25 protein-coding genes and 1 riboswitch are annotated in these 23,330 nt (G+C 69.3%); of the genes, 23 read left to right on the forward strand and 2 right to left on the reverse strand.

All coding sequences use genetic code 11. From position 1 onward, the window contains the following. The first annotated feature begins 38 nt into the window (after window positions 1-38). From CQ042_RS17890 to CQ042_RS17915, 6 genes are all read left to right on the forward strand, one after another. Window positions 39-1,124, forward strand: a complete 1,086-nt coding sequence (locus CQ042_RS17890; RefSeq protein WP_105671801.1) for a histidinol-phosphate transaminase — start codon at window positions 39-41, stop codon at window positions 1,122-1,124. Beyond that, entirely contained in the window at window positions 1,121-1,738 is a 618-nt protein-coding gene (gene hisB / locus CQ042_RS17895; RefSeq protein WP_105671802.1) for an imidazoleglycerol-phosphate dehydratase HisB, read from the forward strand. The genes CQ042_RS17890 and hisB overlap by 4 nt, the downstream gene beginning before the upstream one ends. Continuing rightward, window positions 1,735-2,370: an imidazole glycerol phosphate synthase subunit HisH gene (hisH, locus tag CQ042_RS17900; RefSeq protein ID WP_105671803.1), complete on the forward strand. Its 636-nt coding sequence runs from the start codon at window positions 1,735-1,737 to the stop codon at window positions 2,368-2,370. The genes hisB and hisH overlap by 4 nt, the downstream gene beginning before the upstream one ends. Window positions 2,371-2,473: 103 nt before the next feature. Continuing rightward, complete coding sequence (gene priA, locus CQ042_RS17905; protein ID WP_105671804.1) at window positions 2,474-3,220, forward strand: bifunctional 1-(5-phosphoribosyl)-5-((5-phosphoribosylamino)methylideneamino)imidazole-4-carboxamide isomerase/phosphoribosylanthranilate isomerase PriA; 747 nt, start codon at window positions 2,474-2,476, stop codon at window positions 3,218-3,220. Beyond that, window positions 3,204-4,001: an SseB family protein gene (locus CQ042_RS17910; RefSeq protein ID WP_105671805.1), complete on the forward strand. Its 798-nt coding sequence runs from the start codon at window positions 3,204-3,206 to the stop codon at window positions 3,999-4,001. The genes priA and CQ042_RS17910 overlap by 17 nt, the downstream gene beginning before the upstream one ends. Window positions 4,002-4,022: 21 nt before the next feature. Beyond that, window positions 4,023-4,436: a hypothetical protein gene (locus CQ042_RS17915; protein ID WP_105671806.1), complete on the forward strand. Its 414-nt coding sequence runs from the start codon at window positions 4,023-4,025 to the stop codon at window positions 4,434-4,436. A gap of 146 nt (window positions 4,437-4,582) precedes the next feature. Here the strand turns inward: CQ042_RS17915 and CQ042_RS17920 are convergent, their stop codons facing one another. Continuing rightward, on the reverse strand, window positions 4,583-4,981 hold the full coding sequence (locus CQ042_RS17920) for a DUF1844 domain-containing protein (RefSeq protein ID WP_105671807.1): 399 nt from the start codon (window positions 4,979-4,981) through the stop codon (window positions 4,583-4,585). A gap of 231 nt (window positions 4,982-5,212) precedes the next feature. On the opposite strand from CQ042_RS17920, the gene infC reads away from it, so the two are divergent. The 3 genes from infC (at window position 5,213) to rplT (ending at window position 6,551) form a co-directional block, all read left to right on the forward strand. Then, entirely contained in the window at window positions 5,213-5,863 is a 651-nt protein-coding gene (gene infC, locus CQ042_RS17925) for a translation initiation factor IF-3 (protein ID WP_308736989.1), read from the forward strand. A 72-nt stretch (window positions 5,864-5,935) separates the two neighbouring features. After that, the gene (rpmI, locus tag CQ042_RS17930) at window positions 5,936-6,130 is read left to right on the forward strand and encodes a 50S ribosomal protein L35 (protein ID WP_017828564.1); all 195 of its coding nucleotides are present in this window, start codon (window positions 5,936-5,938) and stop codon (window positions 6,128-6,130) included. 34 nt (window positions 6,131-6,164) lie between these two features. After that, a complete protein-coding gene (rplT, locus tag CQ042_RS17935; protein WP_105671809.1) occupies window positions 6,165-6,551 on the forward strand; it encodes a 50S ribosomal protein L20 in 387 nt (128 codons plus the stop codon). 8 nt (window positions 6,552-6,559) lie between these two features. On the opposite strand, the gene CQ042_RS17940 is transcribed toward rplT, so the two are convergent. Continuing rightward, window positions 6,560-7,012 (reverse strand): DUF2809 domain-containing protein, encoded by a 453-nt coding sequence (locus CQ042_RS17940; protein WP_105671810.1) that lies wholly within the window; start codon window positions 7,010-7,012, stop codon window positions 6,560-6,562. 57 nt (window positions 7,013-7,069) lie between these two features. Between CQ042_RS17940 and CQ042_RS17945 the strand changes: the two genes are divergently transcribed. The 14 genes from CQ042_RS17945 (at window position 7,070) to CQ042_RS18010 (ending at window position 23,094) form a co-directional block, all read left to right on the forward strand. Next, window positions 7,070-7,882, forward strand: a complete 813-nt coding sequence (locus CQ042_RS17945; protein ID WP_105671835.1) for an RNA methyltransferase — start codon at window positions 7,070-7,072, stop codon at window positions 7,880-7,882. Window positions 7,883-7,919: 37 nt separating this feature from the next. Next, entirely contained in the window at window positions 7,920-8,591 is a 672-nt protein-coding gene (locus CQ042_RS17950; RefSeq protein ID WP_105671811.1) for a response regulator transcription factor, read from the forward strand. Between the two features lie 3 nt (window positions 8,592-8,594). Continuing rightward, window positions 8,595-9,971: an ATP-binding protein gene (locus tag CQ042_RS17955; protein WP_105671812.1), complete on the forward strand. Its 1,377-nt coding sequence runs from the start codon at window positions 8,595-8,597 to the stop codon at window positions 9,969-9,971. Then, window positions 9,968-10,930: a TAXI family TRAP transporter solute-binding subunit gene (locus CQ042_RS17960; protein WP_105671813.1), complete on the forward strand. Its 963-nt coding sequence runs from the start codon at window positions 9,968-9,970 to the stop codon at window positions 10,928-10,930. Before CQ042_RS17955 ends, CQ042_RS17960 begins: the two co-directional genes overlap by 4 nt. 256 nt (window positions 10,931-11,186) lie before the next feature. Then, window positions 11,187-11,933, forward strand: coding sequence for an amino acid ABC transporter ATP-binding protein (locus CQ042_RS17965; RefSeq protein WP_105671836.1), 747 nt, complete (start codon window positions 11,187-11,189; stop codon window positions 11,931-11,933). A 55-nt stretch (window positions 11,934-11,988) separates the two neighbouring features. Beyond that, the gene (locus CQ042_RS17970) at window positions 11,989-12,906 is read left to right on the forward strand and encodes a glutamate ABC transporter substrate-binding protein (RefSeq protein WP_105671814.1); all 918 of its coding nucleotides are present in this window, start codon (window positions 11,989-11,991) and stop codon (window positions 12,904-12,906) included. A gap of 80 nt (window positions 12,907-12,986) precedes the next feature. Then, the gene (locus tag CQ042_RS17975; protein ID WP_105671815.1) at window positions 12,987-13,634 is read left to right on the forward strand and encodes an amino acid ABC transporter permease; all 648 of its coding nucleotides are present in this window, start codon (window positions 12,987-12,989) and stop codon (window positions 13,632-13,634) included. After that, window positions 13,631-14,542, forward strand: a complete 912-nt coding sequence (locus CQ042_RS17980) for an amino acid ABC transporter permease (protein WP_105671816.1) — start codon at window positions 13,631-13,633, stop codon at window positions 14,540-14,542. Before CQ042_RS17975 ends, CQ042_RS17980 begins: the two co-directional genes overlap by 4 nt. Before the next feature lie 42 nt (window positions 14,543-14,584). Next, on the forward strand, window positions 14,585-15,625 hold the full coding sequence (gene pheS, locus CQ042_RS17985; RefSeq protein WP_105671817.1) for a phenylalanine--tRNA ligase subunit alpha: 1,041 nt from the start codon (window positions 14,585-14,587) through the stop codon (window positions 15,623-15,625). After that, window positions 15,625-18,135, forward strand: coding sequence for a phenylalanine--tRNA ligase subunit beta (gene pheT, locus CQ042_RS17990; RefSeq protein WP_105671818.1), 2,511 nt, complete (start codon window positions 15,625-15,627; stop codon window positions 18,133-18,135). Before pheS ends, pheT begins: the two co-directional genes overlap by 1 nt. A 66-nt stretch (window positions 18,136-18,201) precedes the next feature. Further along, window positions 18,202-18,930 carry a DUF402 domain-containing protein gene (locus CQ042_RS17995; RefSeq protein WP_105671819.1) on the forward strand — a complete coding sequence of 243 codons (729 nt, stop codon included), beginning with the start codon at window positions 18,202-18,204 and terminating at the stop codon, window positions 18,928-18,930. 126 nt (window positions 18,931-19,056) lie between these two features. Then, on the forward strand, window positions 19,057-20,019 hold the full coding sequence (locus tag CQ042_RS18000; protein WP_105671820.1) for an NAD-dependent epimerase/dehydratase family protein: 963 nt from the start codon (window positions 19,057-19,059) through the stop codon (window positions 20,017-20,019). A gap of 6 nt (window positions 20,020-20,025) precedes the next feature. After that, window positions 20,026-20,120: riboswitch (TPP riboswitch) on the forward strand. Continuing rightward, complete coding sequence (gene thiM, locus CQ042_RS18005) at window positions 20,111-20,959, forward strand: hydroxyethylthiazole kinase (RefSeq protein WP_105671837.1); 849 nt, start codon at window positions 20,111-20,113, stop codon at window positions 20,957-20,959. (Overlaps the previous riboswitch by 10 nt.) Beyond that, window positions 20,956-23,094, forward strand: coding sequence for a bifunctional hydroxymethylpyrimidine kinase/phosphomethylpyrimidine kinase (locus CQ042_RS18010; RefSeq protein ID WP_105671821.1), 2,139 nt, complete (start codon window positions 20,956-20,958; stop codon window positions 23,092-23,094). The genes thiM and CQ042_RS18010 overlap by 4 nt, the downstream gene beginning before the upstream one ends. The last annotated feature ends 236 nt before the right edge of the window (window positions 23,095-23,330 follow it).

The raw sequence follows: 23,330 nt of genomic DNA on the forward strand, positions 1-23,330 counted from the left end.
TGCGTCATCCGCTCAGTGCGCGGCTTAGCATGGGAAGGGTGACCCTCTCCCTCAACGACCTCCCGCTACGTGACGATCTCCGCGGACTCACTCCCTACGGAGCACCGCAGGCGCCCCTCCCCATCGCGCTCAACGTCAACGAGAACACCCATCCGATCCCGGATGCGGTGGCGAGTGACATCCTCGATGACATCGCGGTGGCGATCCGCGACGTCAACCGATACCCCGACCGGGAGTTCACGACTCTCCGGGAGGGGTTCGCAGAGTACCTGGGTCACGGTCTCTCGCCGGAGCAGATCTGGGCGGGCAACGGCTCCAACGAGGTGCTTCAGCACATCATGCAGGCCTTCGCAGGGCCCGGGCGGACCGTCTTCGGGTTCTCGCCGACGTACTCGATGTACCCGTTGATCGCTCAGGGGACCGGAGCCCGGTGGATCGCCGGGACGAGACAGCCCGACTACACGATCACTCCGGAGGAGGCCGCGGAGCAGGTGCGCGACGCCGACCCCGACGTGATCATTCTGTGTTCGCCCAACAATCCGACGGGCACGCCGCTGGGTCTCGACGTCATCGAAGCCGTCTACGAGGCGTCGCGCGGCATCGTGATCGTCGACGAGGCCTATCAGGAGTTCGCGCCCCGGGATGCGGTCTCGGCGCTGACTCTGCTCGAGGGGCGTCCGCGGCTCGCCATCTCCCGCACGATGAGCAAGGCCTTCGCCTTCGCCGGAGCCCGGGTCGGCTATCTCGCGGCGGACCCGGCGTTCGTCGACGCGCTGCGGCTCGTCCGTCTGCCCTATCACCTGAGCACGCTCACGCAGGCCGCGGCGGTCGCGGCGCTGCGCAACGCCGACGTGATGCTCGGCATGGTCGAGGAGATCGTCGAGCAGCGTGATCGGATCACCGCGACGCTCGAGGCGCTGGGCTACACCCCCCACGAGTCGTGGTCGAACTTCGTGCTGTTCGGCGGGGTGACCGATCCTCGCGCGACCTGGCAGCAGCTGTACGACCGCGGGGTTCTGGTGCGCGACGTCGGCATCCCCGGACACCTCAGGGTGAGCGCGGGGACCGAGGCCGAGACCACCGCGTTCCTCGACGCCCTGGCCTCGATAGGATCGGCTTCATGAGCACCCCCGCACTGACCCCGCGCACCGCGAGCCGCGTGCGCAGCACGTCGGAGTCCACCGTCGAGCTCGAGCTGAACCTCGACGGCACCGGTGCGAGCCGCATCGACACCTCGGTGCCGTTCTTCGACCACATGCTCACCGCGTTCGCGAAGCACTCGTTGACCGACCTCACCGTGCGCGCGTCCGGTGACACGCACATCGACGCGCACCACACGGTCGAAGACGTCTCCATCGTCCTCGGCCAGGCGATCCTCGAGGCGCTCGGCGACAAGTCGGGCATCTCCCGCTACGGTGATGCCCTCGTGCCGCTCGACGAGGCGCTCGCTCAGGCCGTCGTCGACATCTCCGGCCGCCCCTATCTCGTGCACACGGGTGAGCCCGAGGGCTTCGAGCACCACCTCATCGGCGGGCACTTCACCGGTTCGCTGGTGCGTCACTCCTTCGAGGCCATCACCTTCAATGCCGCCCTCACCGTGCACGTGCGCGTCCTCGGCGGGCGCGACCCGCACCACATCGCCGAGGCGGAGTACAAGGCGTTCGCCCGTGCGTTCCGCGAGGCCAAGGCCCTGGACCCGCTCGTCGACGGCATCCCCTCCACCAAGGGCGCGCTGTGAGCGCAGCGCCCCGCGTCGCGGTCTTCGACTACGAGTCCGGCAACGTCCACTCGGCCGTCAAGGCGTTGGTCGCGGCCGGTGCGGATGCCGTGCTGACGCGCGACCGCGCCACGGCGCTCGAGGCCGACGGGCTCGTCGTCCCCGGTGTGGGCGCATTCCAGGCCGTCCGCGACGCGCTGCATGCACACGGAGGGGATGAGATCATCGATCGCCGCCTGGCCGGCGGGCGCCCGGTGCTCGGAATCTGCGTCGGCATGCAGGTGCTGTTCGAACACGGCGTCGAGCGCGGACACGACACCGCCGGCCTCGGCGAGTGGCCGGGAGCGGTCACCGAACTCAACGCCCCTGTCCTGCCGCATATGGGCTGGAACACGGTCGAGCCGGGCGCGGACAGCATCCTGTTCCGAGGCATCGAACAGGAGCGCTTCTACTTCGTGCACTCTTACGCCGCGCAGTCCTGGGAGCTCGACGTCATCCCGCCGTTCCCCGAGCCGGTCCTCACCTGGACGACGTACGGCGACCCCTTCCTCGCCGCCGTCGAGAACGGCCCGCTCTCGGCAACCCAGTTCCACCCGGAGAAGTCCGGCGAGGCGGGCATCCGGCTGCTGCGCAACTGGGTCGAGAGCCTCTGACGACGCCGGGAGGCGTCATCCGTTTTGTTCCCCGCCCTCCGGCGGACTACCCTCGGTTCTCGTGCCCGCACCGGGCCGGAGAGCTTCCCGATCCAAGGAATCCATGAACGACTTCGCGCAGTCCCCCTCGCTCACGCTCCTCCCCGCGGTCGACGTCGCCGGGGGGAAGGCCGTCCGTCTGACCCAGGGTGAGGCCGGCACCGAGACGAGCTACGGCGATCCACTGGATGCCGCGGGGGAGTGGGCCGCGCAGGGTGCGAAGTGGATCCACCTCGTGGACCTCGACGCCGCTTTCGGTCGCGGCAGCAACGGTCCGATCCTGCGCAAGGTCATCAAGCAGTTCAAGGGTGTCAACATCGAGCTCTCCGGGGGCATCCGCGACGATGCGACTTTGGAGGCTGCGCTGGAGAGCGGCGCCACCCGGATCAACCTCGGCACGGCGGCGCTGGAGAACCCGGAGTGGGCGGCTGATGTGATCGGCCGTTACGGCGAAGCGATCGCGGTCGGCCTCGACGTCCGCGGCACGACTCTCGCGGCGCGCGGATGGACGAAGGAGGGTGGGGACCTCTGGGAGGTCCTCGAACGCCTCGAAGACGCCGGCTGCAGCCGCTACGTCGTCACCGACGTCACGAAAGACGGCACTCTTCGGGGGCCGAACCTCGAACTGCTGCGCGAGGTGACCTCGCGCACACCGAAGCCGGTCGTCGCGTCCGGCGGGATCTCGAGCCTGGACGACATCTCCGCACTCCGCGAGCTCGTGCCGCTCGGCGTCGAAGGCGCGATCGTCGGCAAGGCACTCTACGCCGGTGCGTTCACGCTGGCTGAGGCTCTGGATGTCGCCGGAGACTGACGCTCACGCCTGCGGGCCCGAGCCGCACAACCACGGCGACTCCGCCGGCGTCCCCTGGGAGGGGCGCAGCTTCGAGTCGAACCCGCATGCGGCGGACGACGGCTCCGCCGACCCCGCCCTGCTTGCCGCGCTGCTCCGGTTCCGCGCGGGCGACGGCAGTCAGGTCGAGGTCATCGACGCCTTTCGCGCCGCTCGGGTGCTGATCTCCCTCATCGCCGAGAAAGGCGAGGAGGGCATCGCGCCGAGTGGCCTCGCCGTCGACAAGACGCAGGAGCTGTCGATCGTGACGGTGGCCGCGCCGGACGGGCGTCGCGTACAGCCCGTCTTCTCGTCGGTCGAGGCTATGCAGAAGTGGGATCCCACCGCTCGGCCGATTCCCGTCGAGGCTCTTCGGGCGGCACTGGCGGCGTCGGCGGACGACACCGACCTCATCGTGCTCGATCCGACCTCCGACACCGAGTTCGTCATCCGCCGCCCCGCCGTCTGGGCGATCGCCCAGGAGCAGCGCTGGGAGCCGAGCTTCTTGTCGACGGAGGTGTTCACCGCCCTCCAGGAGAGCGTCGCGCATGAGCTGGCCGTGATCGACGTGGCAGTTGCCTCAGGCGACCCCGACGCACGCCTGCGCGGCCCGGAGCTGATCGTGATCCTCGAGCTCGTCGACGGTCTGGAGCGTGAGGTGCTCGACGCCGTGCTCTCGCGTCTCGCCCAGCGCTGGGCATCCGACGACCGCATCGCCGTCCTCGCGGACTCCCTGACGGTGAAGCTTCGCCGCAGTCTCTGACGGGTTCGCTACGATCGGGCCATGTCCCGCCGTCAGCTGCGCGCCCTCGCCGTCGTCGCGCTCCTCGGAGGCGTCGCGACCGGGACGACGGGCTGTTACACCGCGTGTCCGGCCATCGCGTACTTCAGCGCGGTGACCCTCGACGTGAGCGCGTTCCCGGACGTCGCGGCCCTCCAGTTCTGCGTGGAGGCGAAATGCTCACCAGCACCGGGCGAAGATGCGACCTCCGCGGCCAATCTGTATGCGGCGACGCCTCAAGACGACGGTACGTGGAGCCTGGCGTTCGACATGGCCACGCCGGACACCGTCGAGATCCGTCTCTTCGACGCGCAGGGAACCCTCATCCACGAGTCCGAAGAGTCGATCGCCTGGACCCGCACCGGAGGCGCCTGCCCTGGCCCCTCGACCGCAGAACCCCTAGTCCTCACACCTTGACGACGAATCCCATACTCCGACTTCCGCCGTCATGGTGAGGTGAAGGGCGCAGTGATGCCGCCCGAGTGAGCATCGGGAGGGGCCCGCGAAGCGGGAGGGAACCCGCTCTGCGAGCGAAGGCGGCATCACCGCGACCGCCCCACGTACTACGTGACCGGGCCGGTCCATTTCTCGCCCGGTCCCTTGCCGATGGGGTCGGGGATCGTCGATGCCTCGCGGAACGCCAGCTGCAGCGAACGGAGCCCGTCGCGCAGCGACCGCGCGTGCATGTCGCTGATCTCGGGGGCGCCGGCGGTGATGAGTCCGGCCAGGGCGTTGATGAGCTTTCGTGCCTCGTCGAGGTCGATCTGCGCGGCGGCCTCTGGATCGTCGGCGAGACCGAGCTTGACGGCTGCGGCGCTCATGAGGTGCACGGCAGCGGTGGTGATCACCTCGACGGCGGGGACGTCGGCGATGTCTCGGGTGGCCGACGATGCGGCTTCCTCCTGACGTGCCCAGCGCTCTTCGCGCTCGCGTGCAGCCTCGTCCGATGCCTGGTTCGTCACTTCGCCTTGCTTTCTGTTAGACTTTGGCGGGCTTCGGAGCGTCATGCTCCGGATCGAAAGAGGATTCACTTCCCACCCGCGCTTGCCGTTCAAGGCTACCGGGTCTTGCACTCCACCGGCTCCGTTCCCCGAACGGACCCGGCAGGAAGGGTGCGGAGCCGGCGTCTGAATGCCGGTGGGCGGGGACGATTCCGATTTCGCCCGTGATGCAGACAGCGTCACGGTGGCCGAATCACATCGTCTAAGGAGTTCCGCATCAGCGATCCCCGTACCAATGAGCGCATCCGCGTCCCCGAGGTCCGCCTCGTCGGCCCCGCGGGTGAGCAGATCGGCGTCGTCCGCATCGAGGCAGCGCTGCGCCTCGCGCAGGAAGCCGATCTCGACCTCGTCGAGGTCGCCCCCAACTCGAAGCCGCCCGTCGTCAAGATCATGGACTACGGCAAGTTCAAGTACGAGGCCGCCCAGAAGGAAAAGGAAGCTCGCCGCAACCAGGCGAACACGATCCTCAAGGAAGTCCGTTTCCGACTGAAGATCGAGGCTCACGACTACACGACCAAGCTCAAGCGCGCCGAGGGGTTCCTCAAGGCCGGTGACAAGGTCAAGGCCATGATCCTGTTCCGCGGTCGCGAGCAGTCGCGTCCCGAGCAGGGCGTGCGTCTGCTGCGTAAGTTCGCCGAGGACGTCGCCGAGTTCGGCACCGTCGAGTCGAACCCGACCATCGATGGTCGCAACATGGTCATGGTCGTCGCTCCGCTCAAGAGCAAGTCCGAGGCCAAGCAGGAGCAGAACGCCGTTCGCGACGCGCAGCGCGCAGCGAACAAGCAGGCCGCCCGCGACGCCAAGAGCGAGTCGGACGCCCCGGCTGCCGCTCCGGCGGAGTAGCTCCGCCCCCAGAACTCCCGCACCGCGGGTTGACACCGTCGCCTGAGAAGGCGCCATACGAAGGAAGAGAAGATGCCGAAGCAGAAGACCCACTCGGGTGCTAAGAAGCGCTTCAAGATCACCGGCAGCGGAAAGCTGAAGAAGCAGCAGGCCGGAATGCGCCACAACCTCGAGCACAAGTCGAGCCGTCGTACCCGTCGTCTGAACCAGGACCAGGTGCTGTCGAAGGCTGACACCAAGGTCGCGAAGAAGCTTCTCGGTCGCTGACGCGCGCCGAACGCACGAATAGGAACACAGGAAAATGGCAAGAGTCAAGCGGGCAGTAAACGCCCACAAGAAGCGCCGGGTCATCCTCGAGCGCGCCTCCGGTTACCGCGGACAGCGTTCGCGCCTCTACAGGAAGGCCAAGGAGCAGGTCATCCACTCCCTGGTCTACTCGTACCGGGACCGCCGCAAGCGCAAGGGTGACTTCCGTCGCCTGTGGATCCAGCGCATCAACGCTGCGGCTCGCCAGAACGGCATGACGTACAACCGCTTCATCCAGGGCCTCGGCCTCGCGGGTGTCACGGTCGACCGTCGTATGCTCGCCGACCTCGCGGTCAACGACGCCGCCACGTTCACGTCGCTGGTCGAGACGGCGAAGAAGGCTCTGCCCTCCGACGTCAACGCACCGAAGTCGGCTGCGTAAGCACCTCTTCACACAGGGCGCTCTCCTCCGGGAGGGCGCCCTGTGGCGTTTCTGCGTGCGGCGCCGGCGGACGCGAGAGCGACGGCGTGATCGATGAGGAATGCCGCCGTCACCGCCGTGGCGTACACGACGATGTCCCGCAGGTCGAAGCCGGATCCGAGAACCAGTTCGATCGGGGGGAAGGCCGCCGCCCATTCGCGGGGGAGGCCGGTCATCTGCAGCAGCTCGATGCCGGTGCAGATCGCGAACGCGACGGCGGCGACCGCCGCACGGGAGCATCGTGGCACGATGACTGCCACCAGCAGGTAGACGAGCACGGCGTAGAGGGCGTCGCCGGCGATGTCCCCGATCGTGCCGGGGAGTCCGCGATGCACGACCAGCCCGACACCGATGGTCACGACGGCCAGGACCGAGAGGACGACCCGGCGACGAGGAGTCTTCGCCGCGGCATCGTTCGTCATGCAGGCACCTTATCCCCATGGTGCGGGAACCACCCGCGCGTTCCCTAGACTGTGATCGTGCTGGAGAACCCCCGTTCGCCCCGAGTCCGTGCCGTCGCCAAGCTGACCAAGCGCAGTGCGCGAACCGAGACGGGCCTGTTCCTTCTGGAAGGGCCGCAGTCCGTGCGCGAGGCGCTCACCTACCGTCCCGAGGCGATCGTCGAACTGTTCGCCACCCCGAACGGCTGGGAGAAGCACCCCGACATCCGCGCCAAAGCCGCGGAGGCCGACATCGACGTCGAGTACGTGACCGAGTACGTCCTCAATGCGATGGCCGACACGGTCACCCCGCAGGGTCTGGTCGCCGTGGTCCAGCAGACGCCGACGTCGGTGCGCGACATCTTCGATGCGGCCCCCCGTCTGGTGGCGATCTGTGAGGAGGTGCGAGACCCGGGGAATCTGGGGACGATCATCCGCGCGGCGGACGCGGCGGGCGCCGACGCCGTCGTGCTGACCGGACGCACTGTCGACCCGTACAACCCGAAGGTCGTGCGGGCCACGACGGGCTCGTTGTTCCACCTCCCCGTCTCGGTCGGGGGAGACCTCGCCGACGTGGTGAAGCGTGCCCACGCCGCAGGCCTGCGTATCCTCGCGGCCGACGTGAAGGGCGACGACCTGTTGGAGGCACGCGCGGAGGGAGTGCTCGCGGAGCCGACCGGATGGCTCTTCGGCAACGAAGCGCGCGGGCTCGAAGACGATGCTCTCGCTCTCGCCGATCAGGTGCTGAGGCTTCCGATCTTCGGGAAGGCCGAGTCCCTGAACCTGGCGACCGCTGCCAGCGTGTGCCTCTACGAGAGCGCCTTCGCGCAGCGGGCGACGTCTCTCGGCTGAGTTCTCCAGCCGACGAAGGAAGCAGGAAGCGGAGTCGATGAGGATTCTGATCGTCGAGGACGACGACCGCGTCGCGTCCGCACTGGAGGCTTTCCTCGCGCGGTCTGGATACGCCACCGTGCGTGCTGCCGACGGAGCGGCTGCCCTCGGCCTGCTCGGTGCGGACACCGAGGTGGTCCTCCTCGACCTCGGGCTCCCCGACATCGACGGCGTCGATCTGTGCCGCAGGATCCGAGGACGCTCGGAGGTTCCGATCGTGATCGTGACCGCGCGCAATCAGGTCGCCGAGCGCATCAAGGGGCTGCGCGCCGGTGCCGACGACTTCGTGGTGAAGCCCTACGACGTGCATGAACTGCTCGCCAGGATCGAGGCCGTGACCCGACGTTCACGCCCCATGCGACCGGAGTCCGACGCGCGCGTGCTGCTGCAGGGCGGGGACCTGGAGATCGACCTCGTCGCGCGTCAGGTGCTCGTGGAGGGATCTTCGATCGAGCTCACCCGCAAGGAGTTCGACATCATCGCCGTCCTCGCCCGCTACCCTGGCGTGGCGGTGCCGAAGGAGCGCCTGATCCGGGAGGTGTGGAACACCGACTGGCGAGGTTTCGGGCACTCGCTCGAGGTGCACGTCGGCGCGATCCGGAAGAAGACCGGAACGCGCCGGGTCATCGAGACCGTGCGGGGAGTCGGCTACCGGCTCGCGGGGTCCTGACCCATGCGCCGCCGCCTGGTCCTCGTCTTCCTGATTCCGCTCGTGGCCATCCTGGTCGCGCTCGGCGGCGCAGCCGGATGGAGTGCGGCGCGCAGCGTGCAGCAGGCTTTCTACACACAGCAGCTCGGCGACCTCGGGTACTTCGTCACGAGCGCACGTCAGGCGCTTCGTTCCGGCAGCGCCGCCGTGATCGATGCCGAGGTCGAGCGCTTCCAGGAGGTGTACGGGATCGAGGTCACGGTGTTCGACCTCGGAGGCGGAGTGTGGGCGTCGGATGATCGCGACGCGGCCGTGCTTGCGGAGGAGGACGCCGAACGTGTCAGGCTCGCGCTCTCCGGTCGACGTGCCGAGCAGCCGGCCGCCGTCTTCCCCTGGACCGTCGCCGATGCCGCTCTGGCGGAGCCGGTGTTCGATGACGGCGACGTCATCGGCGCGGTGATGGTCGCCGGCGACGTCGATGCGCCCCGTACCGCGATCCTGCAGCAGATCATGCTGATCTCGGCCATCGCGCTCGTGCTGATCGCTCTCGGGGTCCTGTTGGTGTTCCGGCTCGCCCAATGGGTGCTCTCGCCGGTCAGACGGCTCGACGAGGCGATGGTGGCGATCGAGCGGGGCGAGATGGACGCGCGGGTGCAGGAGGATGCCGGTCCGCCGGAGCTGCGACGCATGGCGCAGGTGTTCAACGGCATGGCCGATGAGATCGAACGGGTGATGACGCGGCAGCAGGAGTTCGCCCTGAATGCTTCGCACGAACTGCGCAACCCGCTCAACGCGCTCCTCCTGCGCGTCGAGCACCTCGCGACGGGCCTCGGCGGGGAGTGGAGGGACGACGTCGAGGAGACGAGGGAGGAAGGGCGGCGGATGACGCGGATCCTCGAGACGCTGCTCGGCCTCGCGCGGGGCGGGCGCGGGGATTCCGCGATCTCCGCTGTCGACCTCGCGACACTCTCCGCGCGCCGTCTCGATGCCTGGCGCGACGTCGCATCGGCGCGGGGGATCGCGCTGCGATCGACGGGGGAGCGGTCGGTGATGAGCGTCACCGACCGCACCATCGTGGAGAGTGCGCTGGATGCGGTGATCGACAACGCCGTGAAGTACTCGCCCGACGGGGCTCAGATCGAGGTCGGCGCGCACCGGGAGGGCCAGGTGTGTCGGATCACGGTCCGCGATCACGGTCCCGGGTTGACCGAGGAGCAGGCTGCGGCGGCGACGGATCGATTCTGGCGCAGCACCGAGACGGGTGACACGCCGGGAACCGGGCTCGGCCTCGCCATCGCGAGTGATCTGCTCGCCACAGTCGGCGGTGAGCTGTCGGTCGCTTCGGCGGACGGCGTCGGGCTCATGGTCGTGCTCACCCTCCACGACGGGACGACGCCGTGACGGCCGCCGCGCGACGGATCATCGCCGTCCTGCTCGCGCTCGTCGTGGCGGGGCCACTGGCGGGGTGCACGCAGCGTGCGACCGAATGGACGGACGCGGAGTACACGATCGCCAGTGGCGGGTCGACCGGGGTCTACTACGACTACGGGAGCCACCTCGCCCAGGAGCTGTCGACGACGCTCGACATCAGGATGGTCGCCCAGGAGACGGCGGGTTCCGTCGACAACCTGCTCCGCGTGGGCTCGGGAGAGGCGCTTCTCGGGTTCGCGCAGGGCGATGCCGCGGCCGATGCGGTGACCGGGACCGGCGCCTTCGACGCGCCACTTGCGGTACGGGCGTTGGCTCGACTGTACGACGAGTACGTGCAGGTCGTGGTGCGTGGCGGATCCGAGATCGAGGACCTCGGCGATCTGACGGGACGCACGATCTCGCTGGGCGCGGAGAACTCCGGCGTGAACGTGATCGCGGCGCGCATCCTCGATGCGGCCGGCGTCGACATCGCCTCCGTCCGGGACCCGCAGCTCGATCTCAGCGCGTCGATCAGCGCGATGGAACGCGGCGAGATCGACGGCTTCTTCTGGGTCGGAGGCCTGCCAACCCCCGGGATCGCCGAGCTCTCCGAGATGGCGTCGGTGCGGCTGCTCCCGATCGAGCAGGACTGGGTCAACGAGGTGAACGAGCGCTATTCGCACGCGTATCGTCCGGCCGACGTGCCGGCCGGCACCTACGGTCTGGTGGCCTCCGCGCCGACGATGGCGGTCCCGAACTACCTGGTCACGGCGTCGTCGACGTCGGACGGGGTCGTGCGCGACGTGTTGGCCGGGCTGTTCGACGCCCGCCTGCGCATCGCGGGGGAGGTGCCGACGGCGGCGCTGCTGGACCGGCGCTCGGCGATCTTCACCGGCCCCGTCCCGCTGCATCCCGGCGCGATCGACTACTACCGGGATATGCGCGGCTGACTGCTCAAGAAATCCTCAAGAAGTCTGACACCGAGGTCGACGCTCTGCCAATGTGAGGTCGATCGCGCACGATCGTCGCCTGTTGCCCGACTGTCTTCGGGGGAAGCGGTGACAGGACGATCCCGCGGCCCGTGGGGGCGGGCCGCGGGGTACCCATGCAAGGCGGCATTGGTACCGCGATCAGGTGATTACGAACGTGTAAATCTCACCGAGGTACCTGGAGACCCGCGTCCGACGTGGCTAGTTTGGAGAAATGATGACCTCTGATACCCCGCTCGTCGTGGTCGAGAACGTCCAGAAGCACTACGGCGACTTCCAGGCGCTCGCCGACATCGACCTGACCGTCAACTCGGGGGAGGTCGTCGTCGTGATCGGCCCGTCCGGTTCCGGCAAGTCGACCCTCTGCCGCACGATCAACCGGCTCGAGACGATCACGAGTGGCACGATCCGTATCGACGGCAAGGAGCTCCCGGCCGAGGGCAAGGGCCTCGCCCACCTCCGCGCGGACGTCGGCATGGTGTTCCAGTCCTTCAACCTCTTCGCTCACCTCACGATCCTCGAGAACGTGACCCTCGGTCCGATCAAAGTTCGCGGGCTCAAGAAGGCCGACGCCGAGGCGGAGGCGATGCTGCTGCTCAAGCGCGTCGGCGTCGCCCAGCAGGCCTCGAAGCTCCCCGCACAGCTCTCCGGCGGTCAGCAGCAGCGCGTCGCGATCGCCCGTGCCCTCGCGATGCAGCCCAAGGTCATGCTGTTCGACGAGCCCACCAGCGCCCTCGACCCCGAGATGATCAACGAGGTCCTCGACGTCATGGTCGGACTCGCCCATGAGGGGATGACGATGATCGTCGTCACGCACGAGATGGGCTTCGCACGGAAGGCGGCCGACCGCGTGGTCTTCATGGCCGACGGACGGATCGTGGAGGAGGCGACTCCCGAGGAGTTCTTCACGCACCCGAAGAGCGACCGCGCCAAGGACTTCCTCTCGAAGCTCCTCACGCACTGACGCCCGGCACCCGACCACACAGACCCTGCACACACAGCACACGAAGGAGACGCACATGCGACGCACACGGACACTGGCAGGCATCGGAATCGCGGCGGCGGCGATGCTGGCGCTCACGGCCTGCAACAGCGGCACGCCGTCGAGCACGGGAGCCCCGGAAGACGGCGGCGAAGAGGAGACCTCGAGCAGCACGCCGTGGACGGTGCTGGAGGACGTCAGCATCGACGGCAGCCCGACGTTCGACCGGATCTCGTCCTCGGGCACGATCAAGGTCGGCGTCAAGGAGGACCAGCCCGGTCTCGGCTACCTCGACCCGGTGTCGGGTGACCGCACCGGTTTCGACGTGGACATCGCCCGCTGGATGGCGGCATCGCTCGGGGTCGACCCGGAGAAGATCGAGTTCACGGCGATCGCCTCCGCGAACCGCGAGCAGGCCATCGTGAACGGCGACATCGACTACTACGTCGGCACCTACTCGATCACCGACAAGCGCAAGGAGCAGATCTCCTTCGCCGGTCCCTACTTCCTCACGGGGCAGGGCCTCCTCGTCGGCGCTGACAGCGACATCAAGAGCGTGGACGACCTGAGCGCTGAGACGACCGTCTGTTCCGCGACCGGCTCGACGCCGATCCAGAACATCAAGACGAACTACCCCGAGGTGCCGACCAAGGAGTACGACACTTACTCCAAGTGCGTCGAGGACCTGAAGAACGGTCAGGTGGATGCCGTCACGACCGACGAGGCGATCCTCATCGGCTATGCCGCTCAGGACCCGGACAAGCTCAAGGTCGTCGGCGAGCCGTTCAGCGAGGAGCGATACGGCATCGGCCTCGCCAAGGGCGATGACGCTCTGGCCGAGTACTTCAACACCCAGCTGACCGACGGTGGCGACATCTGGCAGCAGATCTTCGACAACAACCTCGGTGCGTCCGGCGTCAAGGCGACTCAGCCTGAGGTCGACCCGATCGGTTGATTCCCGCGGGGCGGTCGACATCATCGACCGCCCCGCTCATCGGCAGGACCACCCGAGAACCCGAATCGACAGGAGCAGCAGTGGGAGTCATCACTGACCACCTCGACCTCTGGGGAGAGGCACTGTGGGGAACCATCGTGCTGTTCCTGGGCGGCGGCATCATCGCGCTGGTTCTCGGACTCATCGTCGGGGCCGCACGCGTGTCCCCGGTTCCGATCGCACGCGCCGTCGGCGGCATCTATGTGAACTGGATCCGCAACACGCCGCTCACCCTCGTCATGTTCTTCTTCGCGTTCTGCCTCCCGATCCTGCTCGGGGAGCGGGTGAACCCGCTGCCTCTGGCGGTCGTCGCGCTCGGTATCTACACCGCGACCTACGTCGCCGAGGCGCTGCGTGCCGGCATCAACACCGTGCCGGTCGGCCAGGCCGAGGCGGCACGTGCGATCGGCCTGAACTTCGGGCAGGTCATGCGCTACGTCGTGCTGCCGCAGGCGACGCGTTCCGTCGTCCCGCCGATGATGAGCGTTCTCATCGCTCTCATGAAGAACACCACCGTGGCTGCGGGCTTCTCCGTCGCCAACCTCGGCACCATCCGGGCATCGTTGAGCGAGCAGGGTGAGAATGCTCTGGCCGTGCTGCTCTGGGTCATGGTCGTCTTCGTGGTGCTGGTGCTGCTGCTCGCCTGGGTGCAGCGCGTTCTCGAGAACAAGTGGAGGATCGCGCGATGAGTTCCGTCCTTTTCGACGTCCCCGGCCCCCGTGCCATCGCCCGCAACCGCCTCATCGGAGCCGCCACGGTCCTCGTCGTCCTCGCCGTGCTCGGCTGGGTCGTGTGGAGGCTGTTCGCCACCGGACAGTTCTCCGCCGAGAAGTGGAACATCTTCACGTTCTCGGCCGTCTGGGTCCGATTCGGGGAAGGCCTGTTGGCCACGCTGACCGCGTTCGCGGCCGCCGGCGTCGGGTCCATCGTCCTCGGCTTCGTCCTCGGCATCGGGCGCCTGTCGGAGCACGCCTGGGTGCGGGAGCCCGTCCGGTGGATCATCGAGGTGCTGCGAGCGGTGCCCGTGCTCATCCTGATGATGCTGCTGTACTACGGCCTTCCCGTGATCGGCGTGAAGATGCCGCCGTACTGGGCCGTCGTGATCGCCCTGATCGTCTACAACGGCTCCGTGCTCGCCGAGGTGCTGCGTGCCGGCATCGAGTCGCTGCCCCGCGGTCAGCAGGAAGCCGGCTACGCGATCGGACTGCGCAAGACCGGCGTGATGTACTTCATCCTGATTCCGCAGGCCGTGCGGGCCATGATGCCGGTGATCATCGCGCAGCTCGTCGTGGCGCTGAAGGACACCGCGCTCGGGTTCATCATCACGTACCAGGAGCTCCTCTACGTCATCAATCAGATCGGCAACCAGGCGCCCTACGGCTCCCCGCTGATCCCCGCGGCGATCGTCGGCGGATCGATGTACGTGGCCGTGTGCCTCCTCCTCTCCTACATCGCCTACCGTCTGCAGCGTCGGGCGAAGCGCTCACCCAAGGCCGGTCCGGCGGAGGTCGATCCTCGCCAGCACGGAGGCGAGACGAACACCTCGCTCATCGTCCTGCAGAACGAGGGCGGCGCCGGTGGAGGAGCATCGCGCTGATCCGCGAAAGCGAGCCACGCGCCCCCGGTAGACTCGATTCTCGTGTCAGAGTCTCCTGAAATCACCCCGGAAGCGGTCGAAGCCGCTGTCGCCGACGCCCTCGCGGCGATCGCCGCAGCCGCCGACACCGCCGAGTTGAAAGCGGCCCGCGCCGCCCATGTCGCCGACGGATCGCCGCTCGCGGTCCTGAACGCCTCGATGCGACAGGTCGCCCCCGAGAACAAGGCCGCTTTCGGCAAGCTCGTGGGTCAGGGACGCGGGCAGGTGACGCAGGCGCTCGCCGCCAAGGAGGCCGAGCTGGCAGCCGCCGAGGTCGCCGCGCGGCTCGAGGCCGAGCGCGTCGACATCACCGCCGTGCCCTCGCGCACGCGCGTCGGCGCCCGGCACCCGCTCACGCTCCTCCAGGACCAGGTCTGCGACATCTTCGTCGGCATGGGATGGGAGATCGCGGAGGGGCCGGAGCTCGAGCACGAGTGGTTCAACTTCGACGCCCTGAACTTCGACGTCGACCACCCCGCCCGCCAGGAGCAGGACACGTTCTACGTCGACCCGACCTCGCGCCACCTCGTGATGCGCACGCACACGAGCCCCGTGCAGGTGCGCTCGATGCTCGACCGCGAGGTGCCGATCTACGTGCTGTGCCCCGGCCGGGTGTACCGCACCGACGAGTTCGATGCCACGCATCTGCCGGTGTTCACACAGTTCGAGGGCCTCGTGATCGACAAGGGAATCACGATGGCGCACCTCAAGGGCACGCTCGACCACTTCGCGAAGCAGCTGTTCGGCCCCGAGGCCAAGACGCGCTTCCGCACCAACTACTTCCCCTTCACCGAGCCGTCCGCCGAGCTCGACCTGTGGCACCCGACCTTCAAGGGCGGCGCGCGCTGGATCGAGTGGGGCGGCTGCGGCATGGTCAACCCGAACGTGCTCCGCGCGGCGGGGATCGATCCGGAGGTGTACAGCGGCTTCGCGTTCGGCATGGGCATCGAGCGGGGCCTGATGTTCCGCAGCGACGTCCAGGACATGCGCGACATGGCCGAGGGCGATGTCCGATTCAGCGAGCAGTACGGGATGGTGGTGTGATGCGCGTCCCGCTTTCGTGGCTGCGTGAGTACGTCGATCTGGCAGCGGATGCCACGCCCGAGGACGTCCTCGATGCGCTGGTGACCGTCGGCTTCGAAGAGGAGGACGTGCACCGCTTCGAGATCTCCGGTCCCGTGGTCGTCGGTCAGGTCGTCTCGATCGAGGCCGAGCCGCAGTCCAATGGCAAGACGATCAACTGGTGCCAGGTCGACGTGGGCGAGGAGAACGGCGGCATCCGCGGCATCGTCTGCGGTGCGCACAACTTCGTCGCGGGGGACAAGGTCGTCGTGACGCTTCCCGGCGCGGTGCTGCCCGGACCGTTCCCCATCGCGGCGCGCAAGACCTACGGTCACGTCTCGGACGGTATGATCGCCTCCGCGCGCGAGCTCGGCCTCGGCGACGAGCACAACGGCATCGTCGTGCTGTCGGACCTCGGCATCGATGCGCCCGTCGGCACCGATGCGATCGCACTGCTGGGTCTCGATGACGTGGCGGTGGAGATCAACGTCACCCCCGACCGCGGCTACGCGTTCTCCCTACGCGGGGTGGCCCGCGAATACGCCCATGCGACCGGGGCGACCTTCCGTGACCCCGCCGAGCGCGACTTCGCCGAGCTGCAGCCGGGCACGGGCCACACGACGGTCGTCGACGACATCGCCCCCGTGCGCGGACGAGTCGGCGCGAGCGAGTTCGTGACCCGTGTCGTCCGCGGCGTCGACCCCTCCCGCCCGACACCGCCGTGGATGATCGCGCGCCTCAGCCTCGCGGGCATGCGCCCGCTGGGCGTGCTGATCGACATCACCAACTACGTGATGCTCGAGCTCGGCCAGCCGCTGCACGGCTACGACCTCGACAAGCTCACCGGTGGAATCACGGTGCGCCGGGCGACGCCCGGCGAGAAGATGACGACACTCGACGGCGTCGAGCGCTCGCTGCATGCCGAGGATCTGCTCATCACGGACGAGTCCGGTCCCATCGGCCTCGCCGGCGTCATGGGCGGCGGCACGACCGAGATGAGCGAGACCACGCGGAACGTGCTCATCGAGGCCGCGAACTTCGACCCGACGACGATCGCCCGTTCGGCGCGCCGGCACAAGCTGCCCAGCGAGGCGTCCAAGCGCTTCGAGCGCGGCGTCGATCCGCTGATCCCGTTCGTGGCCGCACGCCGTGCTGCCGACCTCATGGTCGAGCTTGCGGGTGGCACGCTCACCGAGGAGGGCGGTGCGCTGTTCGCCGAGGTCTTCGTCGGCGAGATCGAGCTTCCCGCCGACTTCGTGCCGGGGCTCATCGGCGTCGACTACACCGACGACGAGATCACCGGCGCGCTGACCACGATCGGCGCCGATGTCACCGCGTCCGATGAGGGGTCCGGCTGGACAGTGATCCCGCCGACCTGGCGCCCCGACCTCACCGACAAGTGGACGCTGGCCGAAGAGGTCGCGCGCATCCACGGCCTCGACCGCATCCCCGCGGTCCTGCCGACGCCCCCTTCGGGTCGTGGACTCACCGCGCACCAGCAGGGGCGACGCCGCGTGGCGGATGCTCTGGCCGCCGCGGGGCTCGTCGAGACGCCGTCGTTCCCGTTCACCACCGACGCACAGAACGACCTGCACGGTTCCGCGTCGGGAGAGCATCTGCCGAGCATCCGCCTGGCGAACCCGCTCGACGGGCAGGCGCCGTTCCTGCGTCGATCGCTCATCCCCGGTCTGCTGCAGACCGCGCACCGCAACATCTCGCGGGGGCTGACCGACCTCGCGATCTTCGAGACCGGTGCCGTGTTCCTGCCCGAGCCGGGAGTGGAGTACGGCACGGATGACGTGCCGCCGCTGGGCGAGCGCCCGTCCGACGAGACGCTCGCGGCCCTGAACGCCTCGATCCCGCCGCAGCACCGGTTCCTCTCGGCGCTGCTGACGGGTCACGTCGCGCCGCGTCAGCCCGGTCGCCCCGCCGAGGCCGCCGGCCTCGTCGAAGCACTGGACGCGGTCCGCGTGGTCGCAGCGGCGGCCGGCGTCGAGATCGACGTCGTGCAGGCCGAGCGCGCCGCCCTCCACCCCGGACGCACCGGATCGCTCCACGTGGCGGGCGAAGAGGTCGGCTACGTCGGCGAGCTGCACCCCGCCGTGGCCGAAGCCGCCGACCTCCCCGGTCGCGCGACAGTGCTCGAGCTCGATCTCGACCGCATCCTGTCGCTCGCCGGCGGTCGGGTCGTCGCGGCCTCGCTGTCGACGTTCCCCGCGGCCACACAGGACGTCTCGCTCACGCTGCCGGCGGAGGTTCCCGCCGCCGACGTGCAGGCGGCACTCGCCGAGGGCGCAGGCGCGCTGCTCGAGTCCGTGCGCCTCGTGGACGACTACCGCGGCGAGGGCGTTCCCGAGGGCTCCAAGAGCCTGACGTTCGCCCTGCGGTTCCGCGCCGACGACCGCACGCTCACCGCAGCGGAGGCCACCGAGGCCAAGCTCGCCGGAGTCGCCGTCGCCGCGGAGCGTCTCGGAGCAGCACTGCGCGACTGAGCACGACGGGGACGAACCGTGTCGCTTCGCGAACGATCCGGGGCGGCGCCGGAGTAGCGTGACGGGGTGAGCATCCTCCCCCAGAGCACTCCGGCAGCCGTCCCGGACGACGCGCGGCCCCTCGGAGAAGGGCCGTTCCTCGCGCCCGGCGCGCAGATCGACTGGCATTACCGGAAACCCGGCTGGCAGCCGGGCGAGCCGTCGACGATCTCCCCGATGCGTGTCGTGCGCGATGACGGACGCGGCCTCGTCGCGTGGCTCGCGCCGGGAACGCTGCAGGAGTCGCAGGGCGCACCGGACGGACAGCGCGTGCGCTCGGTGCCTCTCGCCCGGCGCTGGCTGGAGGCCAGGACACGCATCGTCGAGGAGTGGTGGGGGAACGGTGTGCTGCGCATCGCCCCTGCCGGCATGCCCTGGTCGATCTGGCTCTTCTGGAGCGAGACGACCGGCCAGGACTGGGTGTTCGCCGGGTGGTACGTGAACCTCGAGAACGCGCACCTGCGCACCGATCACGACACCTTCTCGTCGGATCACGTGCTCGACGTCGAGATCGATCCGGACGGCGGCATCCATCTCAAAGACGAGGACGAGCTCGTCGCCGCCATCGAGCAGGGGCGGCTCAGCTCCGAGCAGGCCGCGCAGATCGAGAGGCACGCCGATGCCGCCATCGCCTCGTTCGACGCGGGGGACTGGCCGTTCGACGGCGAGTGGCGTGACTGGCGACCCGATCCGACGTGGCCCGTTCCGATCCTCGCGGGCCTCGACGAACTCGGCACGCGACGGGGCCTGCGCTGATCCGCTCTGCTCTGTTCTGACCCGCTCCGCCCTGTTCTGACCCGCTCCGCCCTGTGCTGAACCGCTCCGCTCTGCTCTGGGCGGAAGGGCTTCCGCGGGACACCCGCAACCTGATGACATGGAGGCATGACGGATGTTCTGATCCTCGGCGGCACGGGATGGCTCTCGGGCCGGATCGCCGACAGATGGCTCGACACCGGAGCGACAGTGACCTGTCTCGCCCGGGGCGGGCGTCCCGCGCCGGACGGTGCCGTGCTCGTGCGCGGTGACCGTGACGACCCCGAGGTCTATGCAGAACTCGCGCGGCGCGACTGGGATCAGGTCGTCGACATCTCGTCGCAGGCCGCGCATGTCGAGCGAGCGGTCCAGGCCCTCGGCGATCGGGCCGCGCGGTGGACCTACGTGTCGTCGATGTCCGTGTACTCGGACGACACGACCGTCGGCGCGGACGAGTCGGCGCCACGGCATCCGGCCGCCCGCCCCGGCGACGAGTACGAGTACGGGGCGCAGAAGGTGGCGGCCGAGGACGCGGTCGCGACGCTGGGAGAGCGGGCTCTCGTCGTGCGGCCGGGGCTCATCGTGGGCGACGGAGACCCCAGCGACCGGTTCGGATACTGGGCGGCGGCCTTCGCGCGAGCGGGCGCCGATCCGGTGCTGCTGCCTCCGCTCGACGCCCGGAGCGTGCAGGTGATCGACGTCGACGACCTCGCCGCCTACACCGTCATCACCGGCGCGACCGGGGCGGTCAACGCGATCGGCGACGGGCACGCCCTCGCCGACGTGCTGCAGACCGTTCGCGAAGCGGTCGGACACCGCGGGGAGACGGTCGTCGCCGAGGAGGACTGGCTCGTCCGCCGAGGAGTCGAGTACTGGGCGGGGCCGCGATCGCTGCCGCTGTGGCTGCCGTCGGAGATGACGGGCTTCATGACCCGCGCGAACGCCGCCCTCCACGGCACCGGTGGACGGCTTCGTCCCCTCGCCGACACGATCGAGCGCGTCATCGCCGATGAGCGTGAGCGGGGAGTCGACCGCGAACGTCGTGCCGGACTCACGCGCGCGGAGGAGCTGGCGTTGCTGAGGGATCGCTAGACTTCGAGCAGTGACACGGGGTGCCGCGATCCGCGGCTGAGAACAGACCCGTCGAACCTGATCTAGTTCGTACTAGCGAAGGGATGTCGCGATGAGCGATCTTCTGCGTCCTGAGTCCACCATCGACCTCGCCGGCGCTGCCGCGACCCTGTGGGGGGTGCTGCGCGAGACGCCACCGTTGACGCACTGCATCACCAACACGGTCGTCACGGGCTTCACCGCCAACGTGCTGCTCGCGCTCGGCGCAGCGCCGGCGATGGTCGACATCGTCGACGAGGCAGGGATGTTCGCCGGCGTCGCCTCGGGGGTGCTGATCAATCTGGGGACGCCGACGCCGGAGCAGCGCGCGGCGAGTCTCGAGGCGGTCGCCGGTGCCACCGCATCCGGCACGCCCTGGGTGCTCGACCCGGTCGCCATCGGCGCTCTCCCGGTGCGCACCGCGCTCGCCCACGTGCTGGTCGAGCAGCGCCCGACCGCGATCCGCGGGAACGCCTCCGAGATCCTCGCGCTCGCCGGGCTCAGTGCAGGTGGTCGCGGTGTGGATGCCACCGACACCACGGATGCCGCCGCCGACGCCGCCGCCTCGCTCGCGCGACGTCACGGCAGCGTGGTCGCCGTGTCGGGGCCGGTGGACCTCATCACCGACGGCGAGCGGGTGCTCCGCCTGTCGAACGGACACGAGTTGCTGACCAGGGTCACCGGGGGAGGGTGCGCCCTCGGAGCCGTGATGGCCGCATTCCTCGGTGCTGCCAGGACGACGGAGCACGACGCGTTCAGCGCCGTCGCCGCCGCGAGCCTCGTCTACACGATCGCTGCGGAGCACGCCGCGGCGACATCCACCGGACCCGGCAGCTTCGCCGTCGCTCTGCTGGACGCGCTCGCCACGCTGAGCGCCGACGACATCGTCGCCGATGCCCGCGTCGAGGGAGGCGCGCGGTGAACGCCGATCTCTCGCTCTACCTCGTCACGGACGCGGCACTCTGCGGAGACCGCGGTGTGGTCGAGACCGTCAGACGCGCCGTCGACGGCGGTGTGCGGATCGTGCAGCTGCGCGACAAGGACGCGACCGATGCCGAGACGGTCGATCAGCTGGTCGCACTGTCGACGGCGATCGACGGCCGTGCGCTGCTCGTCGTGAACGACCGGCTGGACGCGGCGGTCGCCGCCCGCGAGCGGGGGGCACGAGTCGACGGCGTGCATCTCGGGCAGGGCGATGCGTCGGTGCTGCGGGCGCGCGAGGCTCTCGGACCGGATGCGCTGATCGGTCTCACCGCGAACACCCGTGCGCACCTCGATGCCGTCGGCGCGCTGCCCGCGGGGACGGTCGACTACCTGGGCGTCGGAGTGATCCGCCCCACGACCACCAAGCCGGATCACCCGACCCCTCTCGGCGTCGACGGCTTCCGGGACTTCGTGGCGACCAGCCCGCTGCCGTGCGTGGCGATCGGCGGCGTCGGCATCGACGACACGGAATCCCTCCGTGCCGTCGGTGCGGCCGGGCTCGCCGTCGTCTCGGCGCTGTGCACCGCCGCCGATCCGGCCGCGAGAGCCGGCGAGTTCCGACGCCGATGGCTCGCGGGTTCCGTGCCGCGGGTGCTCAGCATCGCGGGGAGCGACCCGTCGGGAGGTGCCGGAATCCAGGCCGACCTCAAATCCATCGCCGCGAACGGCGGATACGGCATGGCCGTCCTCACCGCGCTGACCGCGCAGAACACGCAGGGCGTGCGCGCGGTGCACGTGCCGCCGACGGAATTCCTCCGTACCCAGCTCGATGCGGTGTCGGACGACATCACGATCGATGCCGTGAAGATCGGGATGCTGGCCGATGCCGACGTGGTCCGCACGGTGGGGGCGTGGCTCGACGTCGTGCGACCGCCGATCGTGGTGCTCGATCCGGTGATGGTCGCCACCTCCGGCGATCGGCTGCTGGATCCGGATGCCGAGCGGGAGCTGCGCGCTCTGCTGGGCCGGGCGACTCTGATCACCCCGAACCTCGCTGAGCTCGCGGTGCTGTCCGGACGCGAGATCGTCGACTGGGCGGACGCGCTCTCCGCAGCCGAGCTCCTGTCGGCAGAGGTCGGGACCGCGATCCTCGTCACAGGGGGCCATCTCACCGGTGACGAAGCCCCGGATGCGCTGGTCGACGCGCGTCGAGGGCTGCGCGAGGAGTTCACCGGGCCCCGCGTCCCGACCGGGAACACGCACGGCACCGGCTGCTCGCTGTCGTCGGCGCTCGCGACGCTGCTCGCTCGGGGGGAGGAGGCGGGCGACGCGGTGCGCGGCGCCCGAACCTGGCTCCGCGAGTCGCTCCGTGCCGGAGAGGCGCTGCGAGTCGGCGGCGGGAACGGTCCGATCAACCACTTCGCCGGGCTCTGGGAGCGCGCGGGAACCGAGGTGCGCCGAGAGGCGAACGACATCGCCGCCGACTGGTGGCAAGGCGTCGCCGATGTACGCACGGCGATCGACCGGCTGCCGTTCATCCGCGCGCTCGCCGACGGCTCGCTCGAGCGGGACCCGTTCCTGTCCTATCTGGCGCAGGACGCACTGTATCTGCGCGAGTACGCCCGGGTTCTCGCCGAAGCCGCCCGGCTCGCCCCGACGTCTGCCGAGCAGGCCTTCTGGGCCGAATCCGCACACGGCGCGATCGTGGGCGAACTCGAGCTGCATGCGTCCTGGCTGACCCCCTCGCAGGGCGTGAGCGCGGCGACCTTCGCGGCGGAGCCGGTGTCCGCGACCACCGCCTACCTCGATCACCTGCGCTCGGTCGCGTTCGGCGGCGACTACGCCGAGATCGTCGCCGCGGTGCTCCCGTGCTTCTGGCTCTACACCGACCTCGGCCGACGCCTGCATGCGGGGGAGTTCGGCGAGTACGCGTGCGATGCGCAGCATCCCTATGCCTCTTGGCTGGCGACGTACGCCGATCCCGCGTTCGAGGAGGCCACGCGGATCGCGATCGCCTACGCCTCCGAAGCCGCTGCGAGGGCGGATGCCGCGACAAGGGCGCGGATGCAGCGGGCGTTCGATGTATCCAGCGCGCACGAGCTGGCGTTCTTCGCGGCACCGCTGGCGCCGTAGCGCCTCGGATGACGGAACGGATTTGCGGTGGCTGCCGGGGCCGCGCTACTGTCGCGACATGCCTTCGGCCGCCACCGCTTCTTCGACGCTCGCTCCGAGCGTCATCGCTGTGCGCCGACGCCGCGGCCGCCGACTGTAGGCGACCCCGCCCTCCTGTCTGTGCACGCACAGCGGTCGAGCGCCGGTGTCGCCGCCTCCGGCCCCGTCCCCGGTCCCGAGTTCCTCGAGGGCCCGAC

It is taken from the genome of Microbacterium sp. MYb62, from assembly GCF_002979475.1.
GTDB lineage: Bacteria > Actinomycetota > Actinomycetes > Actinomycetales > Microbacteriaceae > Microbacterium.

Coding starts and splice junctions, on each gene's coding strand:
- hisB (WP_105671802.1), top strand. CDS start 1,121: ATGAGCACCCCCGCACTGACCCCGCGCACCGCGAGCCGCGTGCGCAGC.
- priA (WP_105671804.1), top strand. CDS start 2,474: ATGAACGACTTCGCGCAGTCCCCCTCGCTCACGCTCCTCCCCGCGGTC.
- CQ042_RS17910 (WP_105671805.1), top strand. CDS start 3,204: ATGTCGCCGGAGACTGACGCTCACGCCTGCGGGCCCGAGCCGCACAAC.
- CQ042_RS17915 (WP_105671806.1), top strand. CDS start 4,023: ATGTCCCGCCGTCAGCTGCGCGCCCTCGCCGTCGTCGCGCTCCTCGGA.
- rpmI (WP_017828564.1), top strand. CDS start 5,936: ATGCCGAAGCAGAAGACCCACTCGGGTGCTAAGAAGCGCTTCAAGATC.
- rplT (WP_105671809.1), top strand. CDS start 6,165: ATGGCAAGAGTCAAGCGGGCAGTAAACGCCCACAAGAAGCGCCGGGTC.
- CQ042_RS17940 (WP_105671810.1), bottom strand. CDS start 7,012: ATGACGAACGATGCCGCGGCGAAGACTCCTCGTCGCCGGGTCGTCCTC.
- CQ042_RS17950 (WP_105671811.1), top strand. CDS start 7,920: ATGAGGATTCTGATCGTCGAGGACGACGACCGCGTCGCGTCCGCACTG.
- CQ042_RS17955 (WP_105671812.1), top strand. CDS start 8,595: ATGCGCCGCCGCCTGGTCCTCGTCTTCCTGATTCCGCTCGTGGCCATC.
- CQ042_RS17965 (WP_105671836.1), top strand. CDS start 11,187: ATGACCTCTGATACCCCGCTCGTCGTGGTCGAGAACGTCCAGAAGCAC.
- CQ042_RS17970 (WP_105671814.1), top strand. CDS start 11,989: ATGCGACGCACACGGACACTGGCAGGCATCGGAATCGCGGCGGCGGCG.
- CQ042_RS17980 (WP_105671816.1), top strand. CDS start 13,631: ATGAGTTCCGTCCTTTTCGACGTCCCCGGCCCCCGTGCCATCGCCCGC.
- pheT (WP_105671818.1), top strand. CDS start 15,625: ATGCGCGTCCCGCTTTCGTGGCTGCGTGAGTACGTCGATCTGGCAGCG.
- CQ042_RS18000 (WP_105671820.1), top strand. CDS start 19,057: ATGACGGATGTTCTGATCCTCGGCGGCACGGGATGGCTCTCGGGCCGG.
- thiM (WP_105671837.1), top strand. CDS start 20,111: ATGAGCGATCTTCTGCGTCCTGAGTCCACCATCGACCTCGCCGGCGCT.